19 protein-coding genes are annotated in these 19,443 nt (G+C 70.9%); 5 read left to right on the forward strand and 14 right to left on the reverse strand.

Features of this window, described 5'->3' with window-relative positions:
- Positions 1 to 14 precede the first annotated feature (14 nt).
- From nusB to EDF51_RS03360, 3 genes are all read right to left on the reverse strand, one after another.
- Positions 15 to 467, reverse strand: coding sequence for a transcription antitermination factor NusB (gene nusB, locus EDF51_RS03350; protein ID WP_123294314.1), 453 nt, complete (start codon positions 465 to 467; stop codon positions 15 to 17).
- Between the two features lie 11 nt (positions 468 to 478).
- On the reverse strand, positions 479 to 1,042 hold the full coding sequence (efp, locus tag EDF51_RS03355) for an elongation factor P (RefSeq protein WP_111083909.1): 564 nt from the start codon (positions 1,040 to 1,042) through the stop codon (positions 479 to 481).
- Positions 1,043 to 1,132: 90 nt separating this feature from the next.
- Positions 1,133 to 2,824, reverse strand: a complete 1,692-nt coding sequence (locus EDF51_RS03360; protein ID WP_134193843.1) for an AarF/UbiB family protein — start codon at positions 2,822 to 2,824, stop codon at positions 1,133 to 1,135.
- Positions 2,825 to 2,959: 135 nt separating this feature from the next.
- Between EDF51_RS03360 and EDF51_RS03365 the strand changes: the two genes are divergently transcribed.
- Together EDF51_RS03365 and EDF51_RS03370 are read left to right on the forward strand one after the other, a co-directional pair.
- On the forward strand, positions 2,960 to 3,262 hold the full coding sequence (locus EDF51_RS03365; RefSeq protein WP_131846504.1) for a hypothetical protein: 303 nt from the start codon (positions 2,960 to 2,962) through the stop codon (positions 3,260 to 3,262).
- On the forward strand, positions 3,262 to 3,441 hold the full coding sequence (locus EDF51_RS03370) for a hypothetical protein (RefSeq protein ID WP_123937793.1): 180 nt from the start codon (positions 3,262 to 3,264) through the stop codon (positions 3,439 to 3,441). The genes EDF51_RS03365 and EDF51_RS03370 overlap by 1 nt, the downstream gene beginning before the upstream one ends.
- A 7-nt stretch (positions 3,442 to 3,448) precedes the next feature.
- Here the strand turns inward: EDF51_RS03370 and EDF51_RS03375 are convergent, their stop codons facing one another.
- Positions 3,449 to 4,063 carry a nucleoside deaminase gene (locus EDF51_RS03375; protein WP_123937792.1) on the reverse strand — a complete coding sequence of 205 codons (615 nt, stop codon included), beginning with the start codon at positions 4,061 to 4,063 and terminating at the stop codon, positions 3,449 to 3,451.
- Between the two features lie 391 nt (positions 4,064 to 4,454).
- Here EDF51_RS03375 and EDF51_RS03380 point away from each other — a divergent pair, with 391 nt between their 5' ends.
- Complete coding sequence (locus EDF51_RS03380; protein WP_207906699.1) at positions 4,455 to 5,768, forward strand: LLM class flavin-dependent oxidoreductase; 1,314 nt, start codon at positions 4,455 to 4,457, stop codon at positions 5,766 to 5,768.
- On the opposite strand, the gene aroB is transcribed toward EDF51_RS03380, so the two are convergent.
- From aroB to EDF51_RS03425, 9 genes are all read right to left on the reverse strand, one after another.
- On the reverse strand, positions 5,765 to 6,862 hold the full coding sequence (gene aroB, locus EDF51_RS03385) for a 3-dehydroquinate synthase (RefSeq protein WP_207895421.1): 1,098 nt from the start codon (positions 6,860 to 6,862) through the stop codon (positions 5,765 to 5,767). The two genes, EDF51_RS03380 and aroB, sit on opposite strands and share 4 nt — an antisense overlap.
- Positions 6,859 to 7,356 carry a shikimate kinase gene (locus EDF51_RS03390; protein ID WP_123294441.1) on the reverse strand — a complete coding sequence of 166 codons (498 nt, stop codon included), beginning with the start codon at positions 7,354 to 7,356 and terminating at the stop codon, positions 6,859 to 6,861. Before EDF51_RS03390 ends, aroB begins: the two co-directional genes overlap by 4 nt.
- 89 nt (positions 7,357 to 7,445) lie before the next feature.
- Entirely contained in the window at positions 7,446 to 8,666 is a 1,221-nt protein-coding gene (aroC, locus tag EDF51_RS03395; protein ID WP_123294309.1) for a chorismate synthase, read from the reverse strand.
- 43 nt (positions 8,667 to 8,709) lie between these two features.
- Complete coding sequence (gene mltG, locus EDF51_RS03400) at positions 8,710 to 10,293, reverse strand: endolytic transglycosylase MltG (protein ID WP_243837067.1); 1,584 nt, start codon at positions 10,291 to 10,293, stop codon at positions 8,710 to 8,712.
- Between the two features lie 89 nt (positions 10,294 to 10,382).
- Positions 10,383 to 10,826, reverse strand: a complete 444-nt coding sequence (gene ruvX, locus EDF51_RS03405; RefSeq protein ID WP_173168791.1) for a Holliday junction resolvase RuvX — start codon at positions 10,824 to 10,826, stop codon at positions 10,383 to 10,385.
- 8 nt (positions 10,827 to 10,834) lie between these two features.
- Positions 10,835 to 13,492, reverse strand: a complete 2,658-nt coding sequence (gene alaS, locus EDF51_RS03410; protein ID WP_123294307.1) for an alanine--tRNA ligase — start codon at positions 13,490 to 13,492, stop codon at positions 10,835 to 10,837.
- 80 nt (positions 13,493 to 13,572) lie between these two features.
- A complete protein-coding gene (locus tag EDF51_RS03415; RefSeq protein ID WP_111083901.1) occupies positions 13,573 to 13,755 on the reverse strand; it encodes a hypothetical protein in 183 nt (60 codons plus the stop codon).
- A 132-nt stretch (positions 13,756 to 13,887) separates the two neighbouring features.
- Positions 13,888 to 14,517: a 30S ribosomal protein S4 gene (gene rpsD / locus EDF51_RS03420; RefSeq protein ID WP_111083900.1), complete on the reverse strand. Its 630-nt coding sequence runs from the start codon at positions 14,515 to 14,517 to the stop codon at positions 13,888 to 13,890.
- 223 nt (positions 14,518 to 14,740) lie between these two features.
- Positions 14,741 to 16,090 (reverse strand): replication-associated recombination protein A, encoded by a 1,350-nt coding sequence (locus EDF51_RS03425; protein WP_134194031.1) that lies wholly within the window; start codon positions 16,088 to 16,090, stop codon positions 14,741 to 14,743.
- Positions 16,091 to 16,219: 129 nt separating this feature from the next.
- Here EDF51_RS03425 and EDF51_RS03430 point away from each other — a divergent pair, with 129 nt between their 5' ends.
- Positions 16,220 to 17,032, forward strand: coding sequence for a peptidylprolyl isomerase (locus EDF51_RS03430; RefSeq protein ID WP_134193845.1), 813 nt, complete (start codon positions 16,220 to 16,222; stop codon positions 17,030 to 17,032).
- A gap of 113 nt (positions 17,033 to 17,145) precedes the next feature.
- Positions 17,146 to 18,378, forward strand: coding sequence for a DUF349 domain-containing protein (locus tag EDF51_RS03435; protein ID WP_173168634.1), 1,233 nt, complete (start codon positions 17,146 to 17,148; stop codon positions 18,376 to 18,378).
- A gap of 102 nt (positions 18,379 to 18,480) precedes the next feature.
- Here EDF51_RS03435 and EDF51_RS03440 read toward each other — a convergent pair whose 3' ends face one another.
- Entirely contained in the window at positions 18,481 to 19,443 is a 963-nt protein-coding gene (locus tag EDF51_RS03440; protein WP_123937788.1) for a bifunctional riboflavin kinase/FAD synthetase, read from the reverse strand.

The following is a 19,443-nucleotide window of genomic DNA, read 5'->3' on the forward strand; positions in this document are numbered from 1 at the left end:
TGACGTGCACAAGCCTAGCGGGACTCCTGGTCCCCTGCGACCGTCCGACCGGACGGTGCACGACCGCCGGCGACGGCTCCGAGGACACCGTTCACGAAGCCCGCGGAGTCCTCGGTCGAGAGCGACTGGGCGAGCTCGACGGCCTCGGCGATCGCGACGGCGTCCGGCACCTCCGGGTTGAACCGGAGCTCCCAGACGGCCATCCGCAGGATGCAGCGGTCGAGGACCGGCATCCGGGCGATCGACCACCCCTGGGCGTGGTCGATGATGACGGAGTCGATCTCGTGGCGGGCGTCGTCGACGCCCGTCACGATCTGCCGTGCGTAGTCCCAGCTCGAGGCACGCTCGGGCTGGTCCAGGTGACGGACGGTCTCGGTCGCCAGGACGTCCGTGATCGGGAGCTCACGCACCTCGGCCACGTACAGCATGTCGAGGGCGCGCTTGCGGGCCTTCGAACGAGCACTCATACGGCCGTCGCCTAGGAGTTGACGCGGCCGAGGAAGCTGCCGTCGCGCGTGTCGATCTTCACCGTGGTGCCGCTCTCGAGGTAGAGCGGGACCTGGATGCGGTGGCCGGTCGCGATGATGGTCGCGTCCTTGGTGCCACCGGAGGAGCGGTCGCCCTGCAGGCCCGGCTCGGTCTCGACCTCGGTCACGATCGACGTCGGGAGCTCGACGTAGAGCGGGTTGCCCTCGTTCATCGCGATGGTGACCATCGCGGACTCGAGCAGGTAGTTCTTCGCGTCGCCGACGACCGTCGCCGAGACCGGGATCTGGTCGTAGGTGTCGGTGTCCATGAACACGTACGAGTCGCCGTCCTCGTAGAGGAACTGGTAGTCGCGGCGGTCGACCACGGCGGTGTCGATCTTCGCACCGGCGTTGAAGGTGCGGTCGACGACCTTGCCGGAGACGACGTTCTTCAGCTTGGTGCGGACGAACGCGCCACCCTTGCCGGGCTTGACGTGCTGGAACTCCACGACCGACCACAGCTGGCCGTCGATGATGAGAACGGCGCCGTTCTTGATGTCAGTGGTACTGGCCATGAGTCTTCGGTGTCCCGTTCGGTCGTGTTGTGAAAGGTCTTCGGGCCGCGCTGGCCCCGGACGAGTGTAGCGGACGCCCGCCCGTCGCCATCAGCGCCGTCGCCGGGCGCGCCAGGAGTCGATCGCCGCCCAGCCGAGCAGCACCACGGCCGCTCCCCCGAGCAGTACCCCGGCCACCGCGGTCGAGATCGCCGCGTCCGGTCGGGCGGGCAGTGCCAGGTAGACGATCGCCAGGATGCCGGCACCGGCGCCGAGCAGCACGAGCAGGATGCGCCGGATCATGCCGGACACGAGCTCGCGGTCGCGGCGGTCCGCGAAGAGCCGGATGTTGACGGTGAACTTGCCCGTCTCGATCGCCTCGCCGATCCGGTCGACCCGGCGGGGCAGTCGTCGGGCCGCGGAGACGACGCCGATCAGCTCCTTCGCCGCCAGGTCGCGCAGCTTGCCGGGGCGCAGCTGGTCGGTGATCTGCTCACGGGCGAGCCCGCGGGACTCCTCGAGCAGGTCGAACGACGGCGCGAGCGTGCGGAGCGTGCCCTCGAAGATCGCCAGCGCCCGCGCGGCCGCGACGAAGTCCGGCGGCGCCTTGAGCCGGTACCGCCCGAACACCTCGACGGCGTCGTCGACCGTCTCGACGCCGATGCGCGCGCCCGGTCCGAGCTCGTCCGCGACGAAGCGCGCGATGTCCCGACGGAAGTCGGGCTCGTCGTGCGCGTCGCGCACCGGTGCCATCCGCAGGACCGCATCGGCGATCCGCGAGGTGTCGTCCTGCAGGTAGGCGACCAGTAGGTCCTGGACCGTGTCCCGGAGGGTCGGGTCGAGCCTCCCGACCGATCCGAAGTCGATCAACGCGGGCCGCCCGTCGGGCAGCACCAGGACGTTCCCCGGGTGCAGGTCGGCGTGGTACAGGCCGTCGAAGACGACCTGTCGCAGGAATGCTCGCAGGATCGCGCGCATCGGGCCGTCGAGGTCGCGGTCCGCGCGCTCGGCGCGGATCGCGCTGAGCGTGTCGCCCTCCAGGAACTCCATCACGAGCACGCGGCGCCCGGACAGGTCCGGGTACGGGTCCGGGAACCGGACCTCGTCCGGACGGGCACTGCGGGCCTGTGCGGCACGCAGGGCGGTGAGGTTCCGCAGCTCCGAGACGAAGTCGACCTGGCGGACCAGGTCGTCGGCGTACTGCGCGGCCACGTCCTGCACGCCGACCTGCCGGGCCTCGGTCGACCAGCGCGCCATGAAGCGGACGACACGGAGCGCGATGTCGACGTCACGGCGGACGGCGGCGTCGATGCCGGGGCGCTGCACCTTGACCGCGACCGCGGTGCCGTCGGGTAGGCGGGCGCGGTGGACCTGGGCGATCGAGGCCGCGGCGACGGGCACTGGGTCGAAGGACGCAAAGACCTGGTCGACCGGTGCGCCGAGTTCCTGTTCGAGCAGGGCGAGCACCTGGTCGGCGGGGGCGGCGGTGACGTTGCGCTGCAGGTGGGCGAGGCCCTCGGTCCACTCCTCCGGCAGCAGGTCGTCACGGGTGGAGAGCAGCTGGCCCATCTTCACGAACCCGCCGCCCGCTTCCTCGAGCGCACGACGCAGGTGCTCGGCCTGGCTGCGGCGCAGGTCGGAGGTGGCCGGGTCGTGCGAGAAGTCGAGGCGACGGAACGGGACGAGGCGGTGGCGTCTCGCGATCGACAGCAGTTCGGTGAACCGACGGCCGCGGGACCGGAGGGTGCCGGTGTCGGCCTCCTGCGAGCCGGACAGGTCGCTCAGTCGGGGTGGGTTGGGCACGTCGTCAGTCTGCTCCCCGCTGCTGGGTCCGCCGGGTGCGCCCGTTGTCCTGCACAGGCCGGGAGGCGCGGTCCGGCATCCACAGGTCGGCTCGCGTGTCGCGTCGGGTCGCGCGCACTGCCGCAGGCTTGCCCCATGGAGACAGCACTGGTCGCGGCGTGCATCGCCGCCGGCGCGGCGATCGTGGCGGCGGTCGTCAGCTGGTTCGGGGCGTTCCAGAGCCGGCGGACGACCGATCGAGAACACGCCTGGAAGCGGTTCACCTGGTCGCTCGCCCAGCCACGAGGCGGCGGTGCATACGACATTTCGAGAACTGTGCTCCGGGAACTCGAGACCGTACGGTGGTGGTCGAAGGCGGACCGACGGCTCGCCACTCGTGCACTCCGGAGGCGAACCGCCGCCGATCACGTCCACCCTGAGGAAGAGGAGTCCACCTGATGCCGATCTTGCGACCCTTGCCGGATGCGCCCGACGTGGACGCGGACGACGACGTGCTCTTCGCGTGGGACAACGGAGCCACCGTCGCGGAGTTCCGGGAATGGCAGCGGACCGGCGTCCTCACCGTGTCGATGCAGGTCAAGTGGTGGTGGCGACGGACGCGGCGGGTGTTGCGCTGACGCCGGGTCAGGCGCCGCTGCCGTTGTAGCGCGCGGTGGCACCCGACTCGACCAGGTCGCGGTAGCGCTCGAGCGCCGTCTCGGCACCGGTGCCGTGCTCCTGGTGCACGTCGATCCCCCGAGCAACGAGCTGCTCACGCCAGTCCCCCGGCACCGGGCCCTCGTCGAAGCCCGTGATCCGCTCGACCGTGGCTCCGTCGGCGGCGAACTCCAGCGCGGAGACCCCCGACCACAGCAGGGCCCCGAGGCACATCACGCACGGTTGGGCGTTCACCACGAGCACACGCCGGTGGCCGACGTCACGGCCGAGGTTCCAGGCCCCCGTCCGAGCCTGTGCGAGTCCGAGGGTGACGACCTCGGCGTGCATCGACGACAGGTTGGTGTGCAGCACCAGGTTCACCCCGAGGGCGACGACCGCGCCGGTGTCCTCGTCGACGACGGCCGCCGCGAACGGACCGCCGGTGCCCTCCTCGACGTTCCGTTCGGCGAGGGCGTTCACGAGCGCGAACCGCTCCGCACGGGTGCCGAGGTGTTCCGGAGCAGCGGCCTGCGCGTCGCGGAGCCAGTCGGGGACGCCGACACGGAGCTCGGTCGGGAACGGGGCGAGGGCTGCTGCAGACATGCGGCGACGCTAACGGCGCATCGTTTCGACGGTGTTTCCCGATCGAAACGATGCCGAAACACCGCGCCCGTAGCGTCGTCCACCACCGGCTCGAGCCGGTGGGAGAACGCGACACGAGCACGGGCGACAGGGGGCGACGATGACGGCACACCACGCGACCGCTGCGTCCCGCTGCTGGCCCCGCGGCGCCATCGCGCACGGACACTGACGGCCGTCCGACCGACCGTTCGTCCGTCTGACCGCCGCGCGCCGATCCGCCGGGCGGTCCACGTGCCCTGGAGCGCGCCGTCTCGCCGAGCCGCGCCGATCCGCGCACCTTGCTCCGAGCCTCCTGGCCGTCCGCCGGAGGCACCCACCCACCTGCTGCACCGTCCCCTCCGAGAGGACCCCCGTGACCACGATCCACCTCGCAATGTTCCTGTTCCCCGGCTACCACCTCGGCGCCTGGCGCCTGCCGGACGCCGTCCCCGAGCTCGACCTCGGCATCGACCACTACGTCCGCGCCGCCGAACTCGCCGAGGCGGCGAAGCTCGACGCCCTGTTCTTCGAGGACCAGGCCGCAGTCCGGCGCAGCAACGACATCTTGGCCGGTGACACCTACGGTGCCGCGAACCCCCGCTCGATCCACTTCGACCCGACGATGCTCCTGCCCGCCCTGGCGATGCGGACCACGCACCTGGGTCTCGCAGCGACGTCGACCACGACCTTCAACGACCCCTACAACCTCGCGCGGCGGTTCTCGACCCTCGACCACATCAGCAAGGGCCGCGCGGGGTGGAACCTCGTGACGTCCTTCAACGAGGACGAAGCCCAGAACTTCGGACTCGACGCCCACGTGCAGCACGCCGCCCGGTACGAGCGGGCGAGCGAGTTCGTCGACGTCGTCACCGGGCTCTGGGACTCGTGGGACCCGGACGCGATCGTGCGCGACAAGGAGTCCGGCACTTACTTCGACATCGAGAAGATGCGGTTCCTGCAGCACGACGGCGAGCACTTCCGCGTGCGAGGACCGCTGACGACGGGTCGGAGTCCGCAGGGACGGCCCGTCGTGTTCCAGGCGGGTGCGTCGGAGCCGGGCCGCGCACTCGCGGCGCGCACCGCCGACGTCGTGTTCACCCTGCAGTCCGACCCGGACGAGAGCCGCGCGTTCCGCGACGACATCCGAGCGCGCGCCGAACGGTTCGGCCGCGACCCCGACCACGTCAAGGTGCTCGTCGGGATGACCCCGATCGTCGGCGACACCGACCAGGACGCACGCGACCTCGCCGACCGGATGATGGCGTTGATCCCCGACGACCTGGCACTGAGCAACCTGAAGCCCCTCGCCGGTGGCGTCGACTTCCGGCAGTTCGACCTCGACGCGCCCGTGCCGGAGCTGCCCGAGTCGAACGCCGGCAAGTCGCACCGGGCAGCGATCATGGCGGTGTCACGGCAACAGGGGCTGTCCGTCATCGAGACCGCCCGGTACTTCGCCGAGGGCAGCTACCGGAAGATGATCGGGTCACCGTCGACGATCGCCGACACCATGCAGGCGTGGTCGGAGGCCGGGGCGTGCGACGGGTTCCTGGCGGTGCCGACGCACTTCCCGGCCGGGGTCGAGGACTTCACCCAGAAGGTCGTGCCGGAGCTGCAGCGCCGCGGACTGCACCGGACCGAGTACACCGGACCGCACCTGCGCGACCACCTGGGCGTGCAGAAGTACTAGACGCCGACCTCTTGGTAGGCGGTGAACAGCAGGTGGTCCTCGGGGCCCTCGAGGATCACCGGCTTGCCGACACCGTCGAGGATGATGAAGCGGAGCATGCCAGCACGGGCCTTCTTGTCGCGACGCATCGCGGCGAGGAGGCCCTGCCACCGGCCGAGACCGTACGACGTCGGCAGGTCCAGGGAGTCCAGGATCGCCCGGTGCCGGTCCACGGTCGCGTCGTCGAGGTGGCCCGTCAGGCGTGCGAGCTCGGCGGCGAACACCATGCCGACCGACACCGCAGCACCGTGCCGCCACTGGTACCGCTCCGCGTGCTCGATGGCGTGCCCGAGCGTGTGACCGTAGTTCAGGATCTCGCGTCGTCCCTGCTCGGTGAAGTCGTCGGACACGACCTCGGCCTTCAGGGCGATGGCGAGTTCGACCACGCGGCGGAACTCCGGCGACGTCGGGTCGGTGACGCGGGCGACGTCGGACTCGATGATGTCCAGGATCTCCGGCACGGCGATGAACCCGGCCTTCACGATCTCGGCGAAGCCGGTGAGGATCTCGTTGCGCGGCAGGGTGCGGACGAGGTCGAGGTCGGCGACCACCGCGCGCGGGGCGGAGAAGGAACCGACGAGGTTCTTGCCCTCGTTCGTGTTGATGCCGGTCTTCCCGCCCACGCTGGCGTCCACCATGCCGAGCACGCTCGTCGGCACCGACACGTACGGCACCCCGCGCAGCCACGTCGCCGCGACGAAGCCCGCCAGGTCGGTGACGGCACCGCCGCCGAGGCCGATGACGGCGTCGGTGCGGGTGAAGTCGGACTGGCCCATGATCTGCCAGCAGAACGACGCGACCTCGATGCGCTTGGCGGCCTCGGCGTCCGGCACCTCGGCGATGAGGGCTTCGAGGCCGGCGTCGACGAGCAGGTCGCGCAGGTCGTTCGCCCGCGCACCGAGGGTCGGGGCGTGCACGATGAGGACCTTGGCGACGCGGGGGCCGAGGATCGCGGGCAGCGAGGCGAGCAGGCCCGAACCGACCGCCACCACGTAGCCGTCGTCACCGCCGACGCGGATCTCGGTGGTGCCTGCGGGCAGGATCGGGTCGGTCACGGTGCTCCTTCGGTGGTGGGGGCGCTGCTGTCGCTCCGCAGCCAGGTGACGACCTCGTCGACCACCCGGGACATCGGACGGCGCGAGGTGTCGACGACGACGTGCGCGAGCTCGGCGTAGGTCGCCGCTCGCTCGTCCATGATCGTCTGCCAGGCGTCGATGCCGCCGTTCGCGAGCAGGGGCCGGTCCGAGCCGGCGATCCGCTCGGCGACGGCCTCGGGCGAGACGGTGAGCAGGACGATGCGGGCGCCGGACAGTGCCTCGCGGGTGGCGGCGTGCGTCACCGCTCCGCCGCCGACTGCGATCACGCCCCCGGTGCCGAGGGCGGTCCGGACGGCGTCGGCTTCGAGGGCACGGAAGGCCGGCTCACCACGGTCCGCGAAGATGCCGGGGATCGGTCCGTGCTCGCGGACGATGACCCGGTCGGTGTCGGTGAACGGCACGCCCAGCGCCTTCGCGACGCGCTTGCCGACGCTGGACTTGCCGGCGCCCATCGGGCCGATCACGACGACGGGCGCAGCCAGACCTCGCGCGGCACCGCCGGACGGGACGTCGCCGGGCGCGGCGCCGCCGCCGTTCGTGCTCACGACGCGTCGGCCGGTGCCGCCGGCTCCGTCCGACGGGTGCGGAGCGTCTCCGGGATCGACGCGAGGTAGGCGTCGAGGTTGCGCTTGGTCTCGACGACGTTGTCGCCACCGAACTTCTCGAGCACGGCGTCGGCGAGCACGAGCGCCACCATCGCCTCGGCCACGACGCCGGCGGCCGGGACCGCGCAGACGTCGGACCGCTGGTGGTGCGCCGAGGCGTCCTCGCCCGAGACGACGTCGACGGTGTGCAGCGCGTGCGGCACGGTCGCGATCGGCTTCATGCCGGCACGGACGCGCAGGACGGTGCCCGTGGACATGCCGCCCTCGGTGCCGCCGGCGCGGTCGCTCGTGCGGTAGATCTCGCCGTCCTCGCGGTAGAGCTCGTCGTGGGCCGCGGAGCCGCGACGACCAGCGGTCGCGAAGCCGTCGCCGACCTCGACGCCCTTGATCGCCTGGATGCCCATGATCGCCGCGGCCAGACGGGCGTCGAGCCGACGGTCCCACTGCACGTGCGAGCCGAGCCCCGGCGGAACACCGTAGAACAGCACCTCGACGACGCCACCAAGGGTGTCGCCGTCCTTCTTCGCGGCCTCGACCTCGGTCACCATGCGCGCGGAGGTGTCGGCGTCGAAGCAGCGCAGCTGGTCGTCGTCGAGACGGTCGACGTCGTCGGGGAGCGGCAGGTCGGTGCCGTCCGGCACGCGGACCGTGCCGACCTGCAGAGTGTGCGCGACCGACCGCATGCCGAGTTCGGCGAGGAAGGACTTCGCGACGGCGCCGAGCGCGACGCGGGCCGCGGTCTCACGGGCGCTCGCGCGCTCGAGGATCGGGCGAGCCTCGTCGAAGCCGTACTTCTGCATGCCGACCAGGTCGGCGTGGCCCGGACGCGGGCGGGTCAACGGGGCGCTGCGGCCACGCGACATCTCGGTGGACTCGACCGGCTCGGGGTTCATGACCTCGACCCACTTCGGCCACTCGGTGTTGCCGATCCGGATCGCGATCGGGCTGCCGAGCGAGAACCCGTGCCGGACACCGCCGGACACGTGCAGCTCGTCCTGTTCGAACTTCATGCGCGAGCCTCGACCGTAGCCGAGCTTGCGGCGCGCGAGATCGGTACGGATGGACTCGAACGACACCGGGACACCCGCGGGCAGGCCCTCGAGCATCGCGATCAGTTCGGGTCCGTGGGACTCACCAGCAGTCAACCAACGAAGCATGCTGCAATCCTCCCACAGCGCACCGCTGTGCGACGTCGCCGCCCTACTGGTAGTCGGGGTGCGCCCGGAGCCACGCCTGGAACTGCTTCACGGCGACGAGGTGCTCGTCGTAGGTGTTCGAGAACACCGTCTCGCCGGTCTCCAGGTTCACCGTCACGAAGTACAGCCACTTGCCCGGGGCCTCGTTCGTCACGGCCTTGATGGCGATGTCCCCGGGGTTCGAGATCGGTGCCGGCGGCAGCCCCTCGTGCACGTACGTGTTGTACGCGTTCGACTCGTCGGCGCGTTCTGCGTCGGTCGTCGTGACGGTGTGGGTGTTGCCGGTGCCGTAGGCGACGGTGGCGTCGGACTGCAGGCGCATGCCCTGGTCGAGCCGGTTCTGGAACACCCGCGCGACCTTCGGGTAGTCGGCGGCGAGGCCGGCTTCCTTCTGCACGAGCGACGCGAACACGATGACGTGCTCCTGGTCGGCCTCCTTGACGCCGGCGGCGGCCAGGTGCTCCTTCATCGTGTCGACCATCGACCCGAAGTACTGCTCCGCCGTCCACCCCGGGTTGATCGGGTACGTCGCGGGGAACAGCCAGCCCTCGAGCGTGGTGACGCCGGACGGCAGGTCGTACGCGGACACGTCCTTCGCGGCCTTGGCGACCTCGGTCTTGGTGAGCCCGGCCTTCGAGACCATGCCGGCCTCGATGTCCGCCAGCGCGGTGCCCTCGGGGATCACGATCGAGGCCTGCACGCGGTTCTTCTCGTCCTGCAGCGCGGCCAGGGCCGACTTCGAGCTCATCTGCTTCTTCAGCGAGTACGAACCCGGCTGGAACTGCACGTCGGGCGACGCCAGCAGCAGCTTGTAGAAGACCTTCGAGTCCTTCACGACCCCGCTGCGCTGCAACGTCGCGGCGACGTTCTCGCCGATGTCGCCCTGCTTGATCGTGATGGTGACCTTGGCCTTGCCGGAGCCGGTGTAGTCGTCCGGTTCGGTCGAGCCGCTGACCGCGGCGACGATCTGCTGGATCTTCGGGGCGGCGAACGCGTACGCGCTCACCCCGCCGGCCACGACCACGGCGACGATCACGATGCCGGCGATGAGCGGCCCGCGTCGGCGCTTCGGGCGCGGTTCGCGCGGCGGCCTGGAGGCTCCCCCGCGTCCGCCACGGCCACCACGTCCGCCGCCTCCCGCGGCTCCACCGCCACCGGTGCGCCCGGCGTCGTCGGTACCGTCGGGCCCGTCGGACCCGGCTCCGCCGGCGGCGGGCGCCGAGGGCACCTCGCCGGTCAGCAGCGCGGCGACCTCGGGATGGAGTTCGGGGGCCGCCTGCTGCGGTCGCACGGGCTCCGGTGCCGGCTGCTCGCGCGGAGCGGTCGAGTCGGGGTCCACGCGGTCGGCAGCGGCGGCGGGCTCCTCGGGTGCCGGCTCGGAGTCGGGCCCGGGGGCGGCGTCGCGACGAGCGCGCTCCGCTTCGAGCGCCCGAGCCTCGCGGCGGGACATCGGACGGTCCGGCTGCGGGGTCACCCGCGCGGAGTCATCACGGTCATCGGTACCTGCTGCGCGGTCGGAAGTGGTCTTCCGCCGCTCGGCTTCGTTGCCGGGCGCGATGATCGCGTTCCAGTCCAGATCGTCTGCCAACGGTTCTCGGTCTCTCGGTCGGGAACTCCGCCTGGGCACCGTCGTCCTCGGGTGACGGAAGGGCAGCCGGGTCGCGGCGGGTTGCCCTGTCAGGGAAGCGTGGTACCCGGAGGGGCACCGGCACTGCGTTCGTGGTCGAGCGCGTGTTGCAGAATGATAACAGCGGCCGCTTGGTCGATCACGGACCGCGACTTCTTCGTGTTCTTGCCGGCCTGGTGCAGTCCGCGTTGCGCGGTCACCGTGGACAGTCGTTCGTCGACCAGCCGGACCGGGCGGCGCTCGGCGATCCGGGCCGCGAACGCCCGCGCGTCGTCCGTCGACGGGGTGTCGCCGCCGGACATCGACAGGGGCAGTCCGACGACGAGCTCGAGCACGTCGTACTCGTCCGCGATCTCGAGGATCCGACGCAGGTCGGTCGAGTCGTCGCGGCGCACGGTCTCGACCGGCGTCGCCAGCAACCCGTCGCGGTCGCACACGGCGATCCCGATCCGGGCACGGCCGACGTCCACGCCGAGCCGCCGCCCGGACCGGATCGCCACGATCAGCCCGCGATCCGAGCGGTCACGGCGCGGAGCGCAGCCGGGAGCGCAGCCGGGTCGGTGCCGCCGCCCTGGGCCAGGTCCGGCTTGCCGCCGCCACCACCACCGAGCACACCGGCGGCCTCCTTGGCGAGCGGACCCGCCTGGACGCCCGCGGAACGCGCCGCGTCGTTCGTCGCGACGATCACGATCGGCTTCCCGCTCACCACGGCACCGAGCACGACGACGGCAGCGCCGTCACCGAGCTGCGCACGGACACCGGTCGCCAGCGAGCGCAGGTCGTCGCCGGACTGCAGGCCGTCGACGGTCTCGGCCACGACGGTGGTCGTGCCGACGGTCGTCGCGGTCCGGGCGATCGACGGGACCCGTTGCTGCAGGTTCGCCGACTCGAACTCGGCGATCCGCTTCTGCGCGGTGCGGAGGTCCTCCATGAGCGACTGCACACGCGTGGGCAGGTCGGCACGGGGGGCCTTCAGCGCGCTGGAGAGCTGCGAGACGATGGTCCGCTCGACCGCGAGGTCACGGAAACCCTCGAGCCCGACGAGCGCTTCGACACGACGGTTGGTCGACCCGACGCTCGACTCCCCCACCAGGTTGACGAGTCCGATCTGGGCACTCGAGGCGACGTGCGTCCCACCGCAGAGCTCGCGCGACCACGGACCACCGATGTCGACCATGCGGACCTCGGCGCCGTACTTCTCGCCGAAGAGCGCCTGCGCACCGAGGGCCTTGGCCTCGTCGATCGGCATGATGCGGGTCGAGACCTCGAGGTCGGTGCGGATCGCGGTGTTGACGACCTCCTCGATCTCGGAACGGGTCGCGAGCGAGATCGGCTGCGACCACGAGAAGTCGAGGCGCATGTAGCCGGACTTGTTGTACGAACCCGCCTGCAGCGCCTCCGGGCCGAGGATGTCGCGGAGCGCGGCGTTCACCAGGTGCGTGGCGGAGTGCGCCTGCGTGGCGCCGCGACGGTACTCGGCGTCGACCACGGTGCTCGCCGCGTCGCCCACGCCGACCTCGCCCGAGCGGACCTGGACGGTGTGGCTCCAGAGGCCGGCGACGGGACGCTGGACGTCGAGGACCTCGAGGTCGAAGCCGTTGCCGACGATCGATCCCTGGTCAGCGTCCTGGCCACCCGACTCGGCGTACAGCGACGTCTCGCCGAGGACGACCTCGGCGATGTCGCCCGCCACGGCCCGGTCGACGCTGACGCCGCCGACGATGATGCCGAGCACGTTCGTCTCGGCCTCGAGCGCGTCGTAGCCGAGGAAGACCGTCTCGCCCTTCGCCCGGAACGCGCTGTACACGCTCAGGTCGGCGATCGCGGTCTTCTTGCTCTTCGCGTCGGCCTTCGCCCGGGCACGCTGCTCGGACATCAGGGTCTCGAACGCGGTCCGGTCGACGTGGACCCCGGCCTCTTCGGCCATCTCCATCGTCAGGTCGATCGGGAACCCGAAGGTGTCGTGCAGCAGGAACGCGGTGTCCCCGCCGATGGACGGAGCACCGTCCTGCTTCGCGCGCTCGACGGCGACGTCGAGGATCGTCGTGCCCTGCGCGAGCGTGCGGAGGAACGTCTCCTCTTCCGCGTAGGCGATCCGCGCGATGCGGTCGTAGTCCGAGGCGACCTCGGGGTAGGCGTCGCGCATCGCGTCGCGGGACGCCGGGAACAGCTCCGGGAAGGTCGCGGTCTCGACCCCGAGCAGGCGCATCGCACGGACCGTGCGGCGCAGCAGGCGACGCAGGATGTACCCGCGGCCCTCGTTCGACGGGCTCACACCGTCGGCGATGAGCATGAGCGCGGAGCGCACGTGGTCCGCGATGACCCGCATGCGGACGTCGTCCTCGTGCACGGCGCCGTAGCGGCGGCCGGAGATCTCGGACGCGCGGTCGAGGACCGGGCGGACCTGGTCGATCTCGTACATGTTGTCGACGCCCTGCTTGATGAAGGCGACGCGCTCGAGCCCCATGCCGGTGTCGATGTTCTTGTTCGGCAGCTCGCCGGTGATCTCGAAGTCGTACTTCGAGCGGACGTCCGCGATCTGGTACTGCATGAACACGAGGTTCCAGATCTCGACGTACCGGTCGTCGTCGGTGGCCGGGCCGCCGTCGATGCCGTACTCGGGCCCCCGGTCGAAGAAGATCTCGGAGCAGGGACCCGCGGGTCCGGGCTGGCCGGTGGACCAGTAGTTCGTGTCCTTGCCGAGTCGCTGGATGCGCTCCTCGGGCAGGGAGGAGTGCTGCTTCCAGAACGCGATCGCCTCGTCGTCGTCCTCGTAGACCGTCACCCAGAGGTCGTCGGGCGAGAAGCCGAGCCCGCCGTCGGACTCCGGGTTCGTCAGGAACTCCCAGGCGAACTGGATCGCCTGCTCCTTGAAGTAGTCGCCGAACGAGAAGTTGCCGTTCATCTGGAAGAACGTGCCGTGGCGAGGGGTCTTGCCGACCTCTTCGATGTCGTTCGTGCGGATGCACTTCTGCACGCTCGTGGCACGGGGGTACGGCGCGGGGACGAGCCCGGTCAGGTACGGGATGAACGGCACCATGCCCGCGACCGTGAAGAGGAGCGACGGGTCGTCGGAGACGAGGGACGCGGACGGGACGACGGTGTGGCCGCGGTCACCGAAGTACTGGAGCCAACGGCGGCGGATCTCTGCGGTCTGCATGGTGCTTCCTGGGTTCAGGTCGGGGGTGGGAGGTGGAGGCGGGACGACGGTGCGGCCGGACCGCGGTGGAGCTCGACGACTCAGACGTCGGTGCGGAGCTCGGCCCCGCGGGACCGGTACCCGTCGGCGACCGCGCCCGTGAAGGCCTTCGTGCTCGCGTCGACGACGGCGAAGAGCCGTGCGCCTCCGGGGGTCCTGGCGACCTGGTGCGCCACGGCGAACCCGATGACGACGCCGACCGCGACGAAGAACAGCTGCTTCACGGTGCCTCTCCCTCTGTGCACCCTGGCGGTGCATGCCCGGACAAGCTTAGCCGCCGGGCACTTCGGGGCCGGAACGCCGAACGGCGGGCCGTCCTCGAGAGGACGACCCGCCGTTCGGGTGTGATCAGTGGATCAGCGAGCTGCGTAGTACTCGACGACGAGCTGCACTTCACAGGTCACGGGGACCTCGGCGCGCTTCGGGCGACGCACGAGGCGGGCCTGGAGCTTGTCGATCTCGACCTCGAGGTAACCCGGGACCTTCGGCAGGACTTCCTGGTGGCCACCGGCAGCGGCGACCTGGAAGGGCTCCATCGACTCGGACTTCGGCTTGACGTGGATCAGCTGGCCCTCCTTGACGCGGAAGGAGGGGCGGTCCACGAGCTTGCCGTCGACCAGCAGGTGACGGTGCACGATCAGCTGACGGGCCTGCGCGGTGGTGCGGGCGAAGCCGGCACGGACCACGAGGGCGTCGAGGCGCTGCTCGAGGAGCTCGACCAGGTTCTCACCGGTCAGGCCCTTCGTCTTGCGGGCCTCTTCGAAGACGATGCGGAGCTGCTTCTCGCGGATGCCGTACTGGGCACGCAGACGCTGCTTCTCACGGAGGCGGACGGCGTAGTCGCTGTCCGCACGACGGCGCGTACGGCCGTGCTCACCGGGGCCGTAGGGGCGCTTCTCGAGGTAACGGGCGGCCTTCGGCGTCAGCGGGATGCCGAGTGCGCGCGACAGGCGGGTCTTGCTGCGGGTACGTGACTTGGTAGACACAGGGTCCTTTTCTCTGTTCGAACTGAATACTCACCGGAGGCCGGGCACGCGAGTGCCCGTGGCCCCGACGACGGGATCCAGAGGGATGAGCCTGTGGGATCGGACGGCTACAGTCCGAACCTCTGCCCCCGTACCACCGGAGTGGCACTCTGTCCTCAACGCAGCCGTGCTCGAGGACCAGGACGTAGGCCCGGCAATGCTAGCAGGAAGTCGACGTGCCGTCCTACTGCCCGCGGGTGATCTTCCGGAGTCGTTCGAGCCGCGGACCGACCTCGCGCTCGTAGCCGTTCGCGGTCGGGGTGTAGTACTCGGTGCCCTCGAGCGCATCGGGCAGGTACTGCTGCTCGGCGACCCCGTGCTCGGCGTCGTGCGAGTAGACGTAGCCCTTGCCGTGGCCGAGTCGCTTCGCCCCGGCGTAGTGCGCGTCGCGCAGGTGCATCGGCACGGTGCCCATCCGGCCGGCCTTGACGTCCGCCATCGCCGCGTTCACACCGTTGTAGGCGGCGTTCGACTTCGGCGCGGTCGCCAGGTACACGACGGCCTCGGCCAGGGGGATGCGTCCCTCGGGCATGCCGATGAGCTGCACGGCCTGGGCCGCCGCGACGGCGATGGGCAGCGCCTGCGGGTCCGCCATGCCGATGTCCTCGGACGCCGAGATGATGATCCGGCGCGCGATGAACCGGGAGTCCTCGCCCGCTTCGATCATCCGCGCGAGGTAGTGCAGCGCGGCGTCGACGTCGCTCCCCCGCACCGACTTGATGAAGGCGCTGATGACGTCGTAGTGCTCGTCGCCCTGCCGGTCGTACCGCAGGAGTGCACGGTCGACGGCCGCGGCGACGGTGTCCGCGTCGACCACCGGCACGGTGTCGTCGTCGTCCTGGGCCGCGGTGGCCGAGGCCGCAGCGGCCTCGAGCGCCGTGAGGGCGCGTCGGGCGTCACCCGAGGCCAACCGGACGATGGCCCCACGTGCCTCGTCACCGAGGACGACCGCGCCACCGAGGCCGCGGGGGTCCTCCACCGCACGGTCGACGAGCATGCCGAGGTCGGCGTCGGTGAGCGGCTTGAGCGTCAGGAGCAGGGACCGGGACAGCAGCGGCGAGATGACCGAGAACGACGGGTTCTCGGTGGTGGCCGCGATGAGGATCACCCACCCGTTCTCGACACCGGGAAGCAGGGCGTCCTGCTGGGCCTTGCTGAACCGGTGGATCTCGTCGAGGAACAGCACCGTCGTGGACCCGTACAGGTCGCGGTGGGTGAGGGCCTTCTCCATGACCTCGCGCACGTCCTTGACGCCCGCGGTCACCGCGGAGAGCTCGACGAACTCGCGCCCGGACTGCCGCGCGATGGCCTGCGCCAACGTGGTCTTGCCGGTGCCGGGAGGACCCCAGAGGATGACCGACACACCGCCCGGGTTGTCGCGGGTACCGGTGGCGAGCTGCACGAGCGGCGACCCGCGGCCGAGCAGGTGCTGCTGGCCGGCGACCTCGTCGAGGCTCGTCGGGCGCATCCGGACCGCGAGCGGGACGGAGCCCTGCGCGAGACCGGCACGACCGCCCGTCGTGGGCGCACGCATGCTCGAACGGTCCGCTGCCATGCACCAATCGTAGGCCGACCCACTGACAGCCCCGCGCCTCCCAGGCCGTTGATGGTGACGACTCGGATACGCTCGTTCCACACTGCGACGAGAGGGCAGAACAGCACCGTGGCACCGAAGAACCCAGCGCGCGACAACCGCGAGGCGCGCGAGCGCCTCCGTCTCTACCAGGCCCGCCAGGGACTCCACGACCGGCAGCGCCGCCGGCGGGTGCGCGACAACCTGGTCGGCGCCGGTGTCCTCGTGCTGGTCGCCGCCCTGGCCACCGGGTCGCAGCTCGCCTTCGCGGGCTCGCAGGGGAACGGGTCGGCGGACGCCAGCGCGAGCGCCACCGCCACACCGACGCCCTCGGCCAGCGCCACGGCGGCGAACACGGGCGACGTGCCGAGCAAGGAGATCGCGAAGGGCGCGACCTGGACGGGCTCACTGACGCTCAACAAGTCGATCGACCTCGGCATCGAACTGGACGGCGAGAAGGCCCCGCAGGCCGCGAGCGTCGAGATCTCGTTGATCAAGGAGCAGTTCTACAACGGCACCACCTGCCACCGGCTCGCCGACAGCGACGGGCTGAAGTTCCTGCAGTGCGGTTCGGCGAACGGCGACGGCACGGGCGACGCCGGGTTCGAGTACGGCCCGCTCGAGAACGTCCCGAGCGACGGCGTCTACGACGAGGGCACCATCGCGATCGCGCGGTCGACGTCGCCGTACTCGCAGTCGACCCAGTTCTTCATCGTCTACGGCGACACCACGCTCGACGGCTCCACGGGCGGCTACACGGTCGTCGGGAAGGTCACGAGCGGCCTGTCCGAACTCGAGTCGAAGATCGCCGCGAAGGGCATCTCGTCACCTGGTGACGACGGCACCGGTGAGCCGAAGGTGGCGACGACGATCACCTCCGCGACCATCGCCCAGGAGAAGTAGTCCACAAGCCGTCGCGTCCGGCGGGCCGCGGAGCCCGTCCGTGCAATAGGCTGACGACCTGACCGTGCCGACGGTGACGTCGGCGATGCACGACCACGATCGAGGCGAGACCTGTGGGATCTGACGAAGCAACGACCTGGGGGCGGGTCGACGAGAACGGGACCGTGTACGTCCGGTACGAAGAGACCGAACGTGCTGTCGGTGAGTACCCGGACGCCACCCCCGAAGAAGCCCTCGCCTACTTCGCGCGGAAGTACGCCGACCTCGAGGGGCAGGTGAAGATCGCCGAGCAGCGCGTCCAGCGTGGTGCGTCGGCGAACGACGTCGCCCGGACGGTCGAGCACCTGACGACCCTGGTGGCCGAAGCCCGCGTGGTCGGTGACATCAAGTCGCTCGAGACCCGAGTGGGCGCGCTCACCGAGCAGCTCGGCTCGCTCACCAAGGAGCAGGCCGAGCAGGCGCAGCAGGCGCTGAACGACGCCCTGGCGCACCGTGCGGCCCTGGTCGAAGAGGCCGAGGCGCTCGCGGCGGTCGACCCGGCACGCGCGCAGTGGAAGCAGATCACGGCGCAGCTCGACGACGTGTTCGCCCGCTGGCAGCAGCACCAGCACGACGGCCCGCGCATCCCCAAGAACGAGGCCAACGAGCTCTGGAAGCGGTTCCGCGCAGCGCGGTCCACCGTCGACCAGCACCGTCGCGCGTTCTACTCCGAGCTCGACGCGCAGCACCGCGACGCCCGCACCCGCAAGCAGGAACTCGTGACCCAGGCCGAGGCACTCGCCTCGCGCGGGTCCGACGCGATCCCGGACTACCGCCAGCTGCTCGACGACTGGAAGAACGCCGGGCGCGCCGGCAAGCGCCACGACGATGCCCTCTGGGCGCGGTTCAAGGCCGCCGGTGACGTGCTGTTCGAGCAGCGCCACGCCGAGAGCGCGGCGGAGGACGAGGAGTTCTCGGGCAATCTCGAGGCGAAGCAGGCCCTGCTCACCGAGGCCGAGCCGCTGCTCAAGGCGACCGACCGGGTGGCGGCGCGCAAGACCCTGACCGGCATCCAGCGCCGCTGGGACGAGGTCGGAAAGGTCCCCCGCGCGGACGTCCGTCGCATCGAGGACCGCCTGCGTGCGATCGAAGACCACGTGCGCGGGCTCGAGGACGCGCACTGGAAGGAGTCCAACCCGGAGCGCAAGGCCCGGCAGACCGGACTCGCCAGCCAGCTCGAGGACGCCATCGGCAAGCTCGAGTCCGAGCTCGCCGACGCGCAGGCCTCCGGCGACGCCCGCAAGATCAAGGACGCCCAGGAAGCGCTCGACGCCCGCAAGATCTGGCTCGACGCCCTCGGCAGCTAGTCACTGCACACGACGACGCCCCCGTGACCGATCGGTCGCGGGGGCGTCGTCGTGTGGTGCCGTGTGGGCACTGTCTGCTGGCGTCCGGTGTGGCGCCGCCGTTCAGACCGGCGTGGGCAGGCCCAGCAGCAACCGGATGTCGAGGTCGTCCTGCCGCATCTGCGTGGCGAGCTCGTCCATCGAGTCGAACTTCACCATGCCGCGGACGTACGAGACGAACAGCACCGAGATGCGATCGCCGTACAGGTCGAGGTCGACGTCGAGCAGGTGCGCCTCGATCTGCTTGGCGGGCACGCCCTCGAACGTCGGGTTGTTGCCGACCGAGACGGCCGCCGGGTACACCGTGCCGTCGTGCAGCACGCGCGCGGCGTAGACGCCGTCGGCCGGTGCGAACCCCTCGAACGCCGGGTCGAGGTTCGCCGTCGGGTACCCCATGGCGCGCCCGCGCTGGTTGCCGTGCACGACGGTGCTGCGGACCGCGTGCTCACGCCCGAGCAGCCGGGCGGCCTCGGCCACCCGCCCGTCGCCGAGCAGTTCGCGGATCCAGGTCGACGAGACGCGCCGCTCGCCGTCGGGGCGGACGTCGTCCACCAGGTCGACGTCGTCGATGAGCTCGACCGTGAAGCCGTGCTGCTCCCCCAGGGTGCGGAGCAGGGCGACGTCGCCGGCACCCTTCGCCCCGAAGCGGAAGTCGCTGCCGACGAAGACGAGCCGGGCGTGCAGGGTGTCGACGAGGATCTCGGACACGAACGCTTCGGGCGACTTCGACTGCAGTTCCTCGTCGAAGCGGAGCAGCAGGGTGGCGTCGACCCCGGCGTCGTCGAGGAGCTCGCGCCGCTGCGCCGTGCTCGTGAGGGCCGGCGGGACGTGCTGCGGGTCGATGACGTTGAGGGGGTGCCGGTCGAACGTCACCACGGTGGCGACCAGGCCCTGTTCGTGGGCGGCGCGCTCCAGGTGCGCGATCACCGCGCGGTGTCCGACGTGCACGCCGTCGAACTTGCCGATCGTGACGGCGCTCGGACCGAAGCCCTCGGCCACGTCGGCGATGTCGTCGTAGAACTGCAC

The sequence above is a fragment of the Curtobacterium sp. PhB25 genome, from assembly GCF_004365375.1.
Lineage (GTDB): Bacteria > Actinomycetota > Actinomycetes > Actinomycetales > Microbacteriaceae > Curtobacterium.

What these genes read in the sequence shown, in the direction of transcription:
- nusB (WP_123294314.1), bottom strand. Translation starts at nt 467, where the DNA reads ATGAGTGCTCGTTCGAAGGCCCGCAAGCGCGCCCTCGACATGCTGTAC.
- efp (WP_111083909.1), bottom strand. Translation starts at nt 1,042, where the DNA reads ATGGCCAGTACCACTGACATCAAGAACGGCGCCGTTCTCATCATCGAC.
- EDF51_RS03365 (WP_131846504.1), top strand. Translation starts at nt 2,960, where the DNA reads ATGGAGACAGCACTGGTCGCGGCGTGCATCGCCGCCGGCGCGGCGATC.
- EDF51_RS03370 (WP_123937793.1), top strand. Translation starts at nt 3,262, where the DNA reads ATGCCGATCTTGCGACCCTTGCCGGATGCGCCCGACGTGGACGCGGAC.
- EDF51_RS03375 (WP_123937792.1), bottom strand. Translation starts at nt 4,063, where the DNA reads ATGTCTGCAGCAGCCCTCGCCCCGTTCCCGACCGAGCTCCGTGTCGGC.
- EDF51_RS03390 (WP_123294441.1), bottom strand. Translation starts at nt 7,356, where the DNA reads ATGGGCGCCGGCAAGTCCAGCGTCGGCAAGCGCGTCGCGAAGGCGCTG.
- aroC (WP_123294309.1), bottom strand. Translation starts at nt 8,666, where the DNA reads ATGCTTCGTTGGTTGACTGCTGGTGAGTCCCACGGACCCGAACTGATC.
- alaS (WP_123294307.1), bottom strand. Translation starts at nt 13,492, where the DNA reads ATGCAGACCGCAGAGATCCGCCGCCGTTGGCTCCAGTACTTCGGTGAC.
- EDF51_RS03425 (WP_134194031.1), bottom strand. Translation starts at nt 16,090, where the DNA reads ATGCGTGCGCCCACGACGGGCGGTCGTGCCGGTCTCGCGCAGGGCTCC.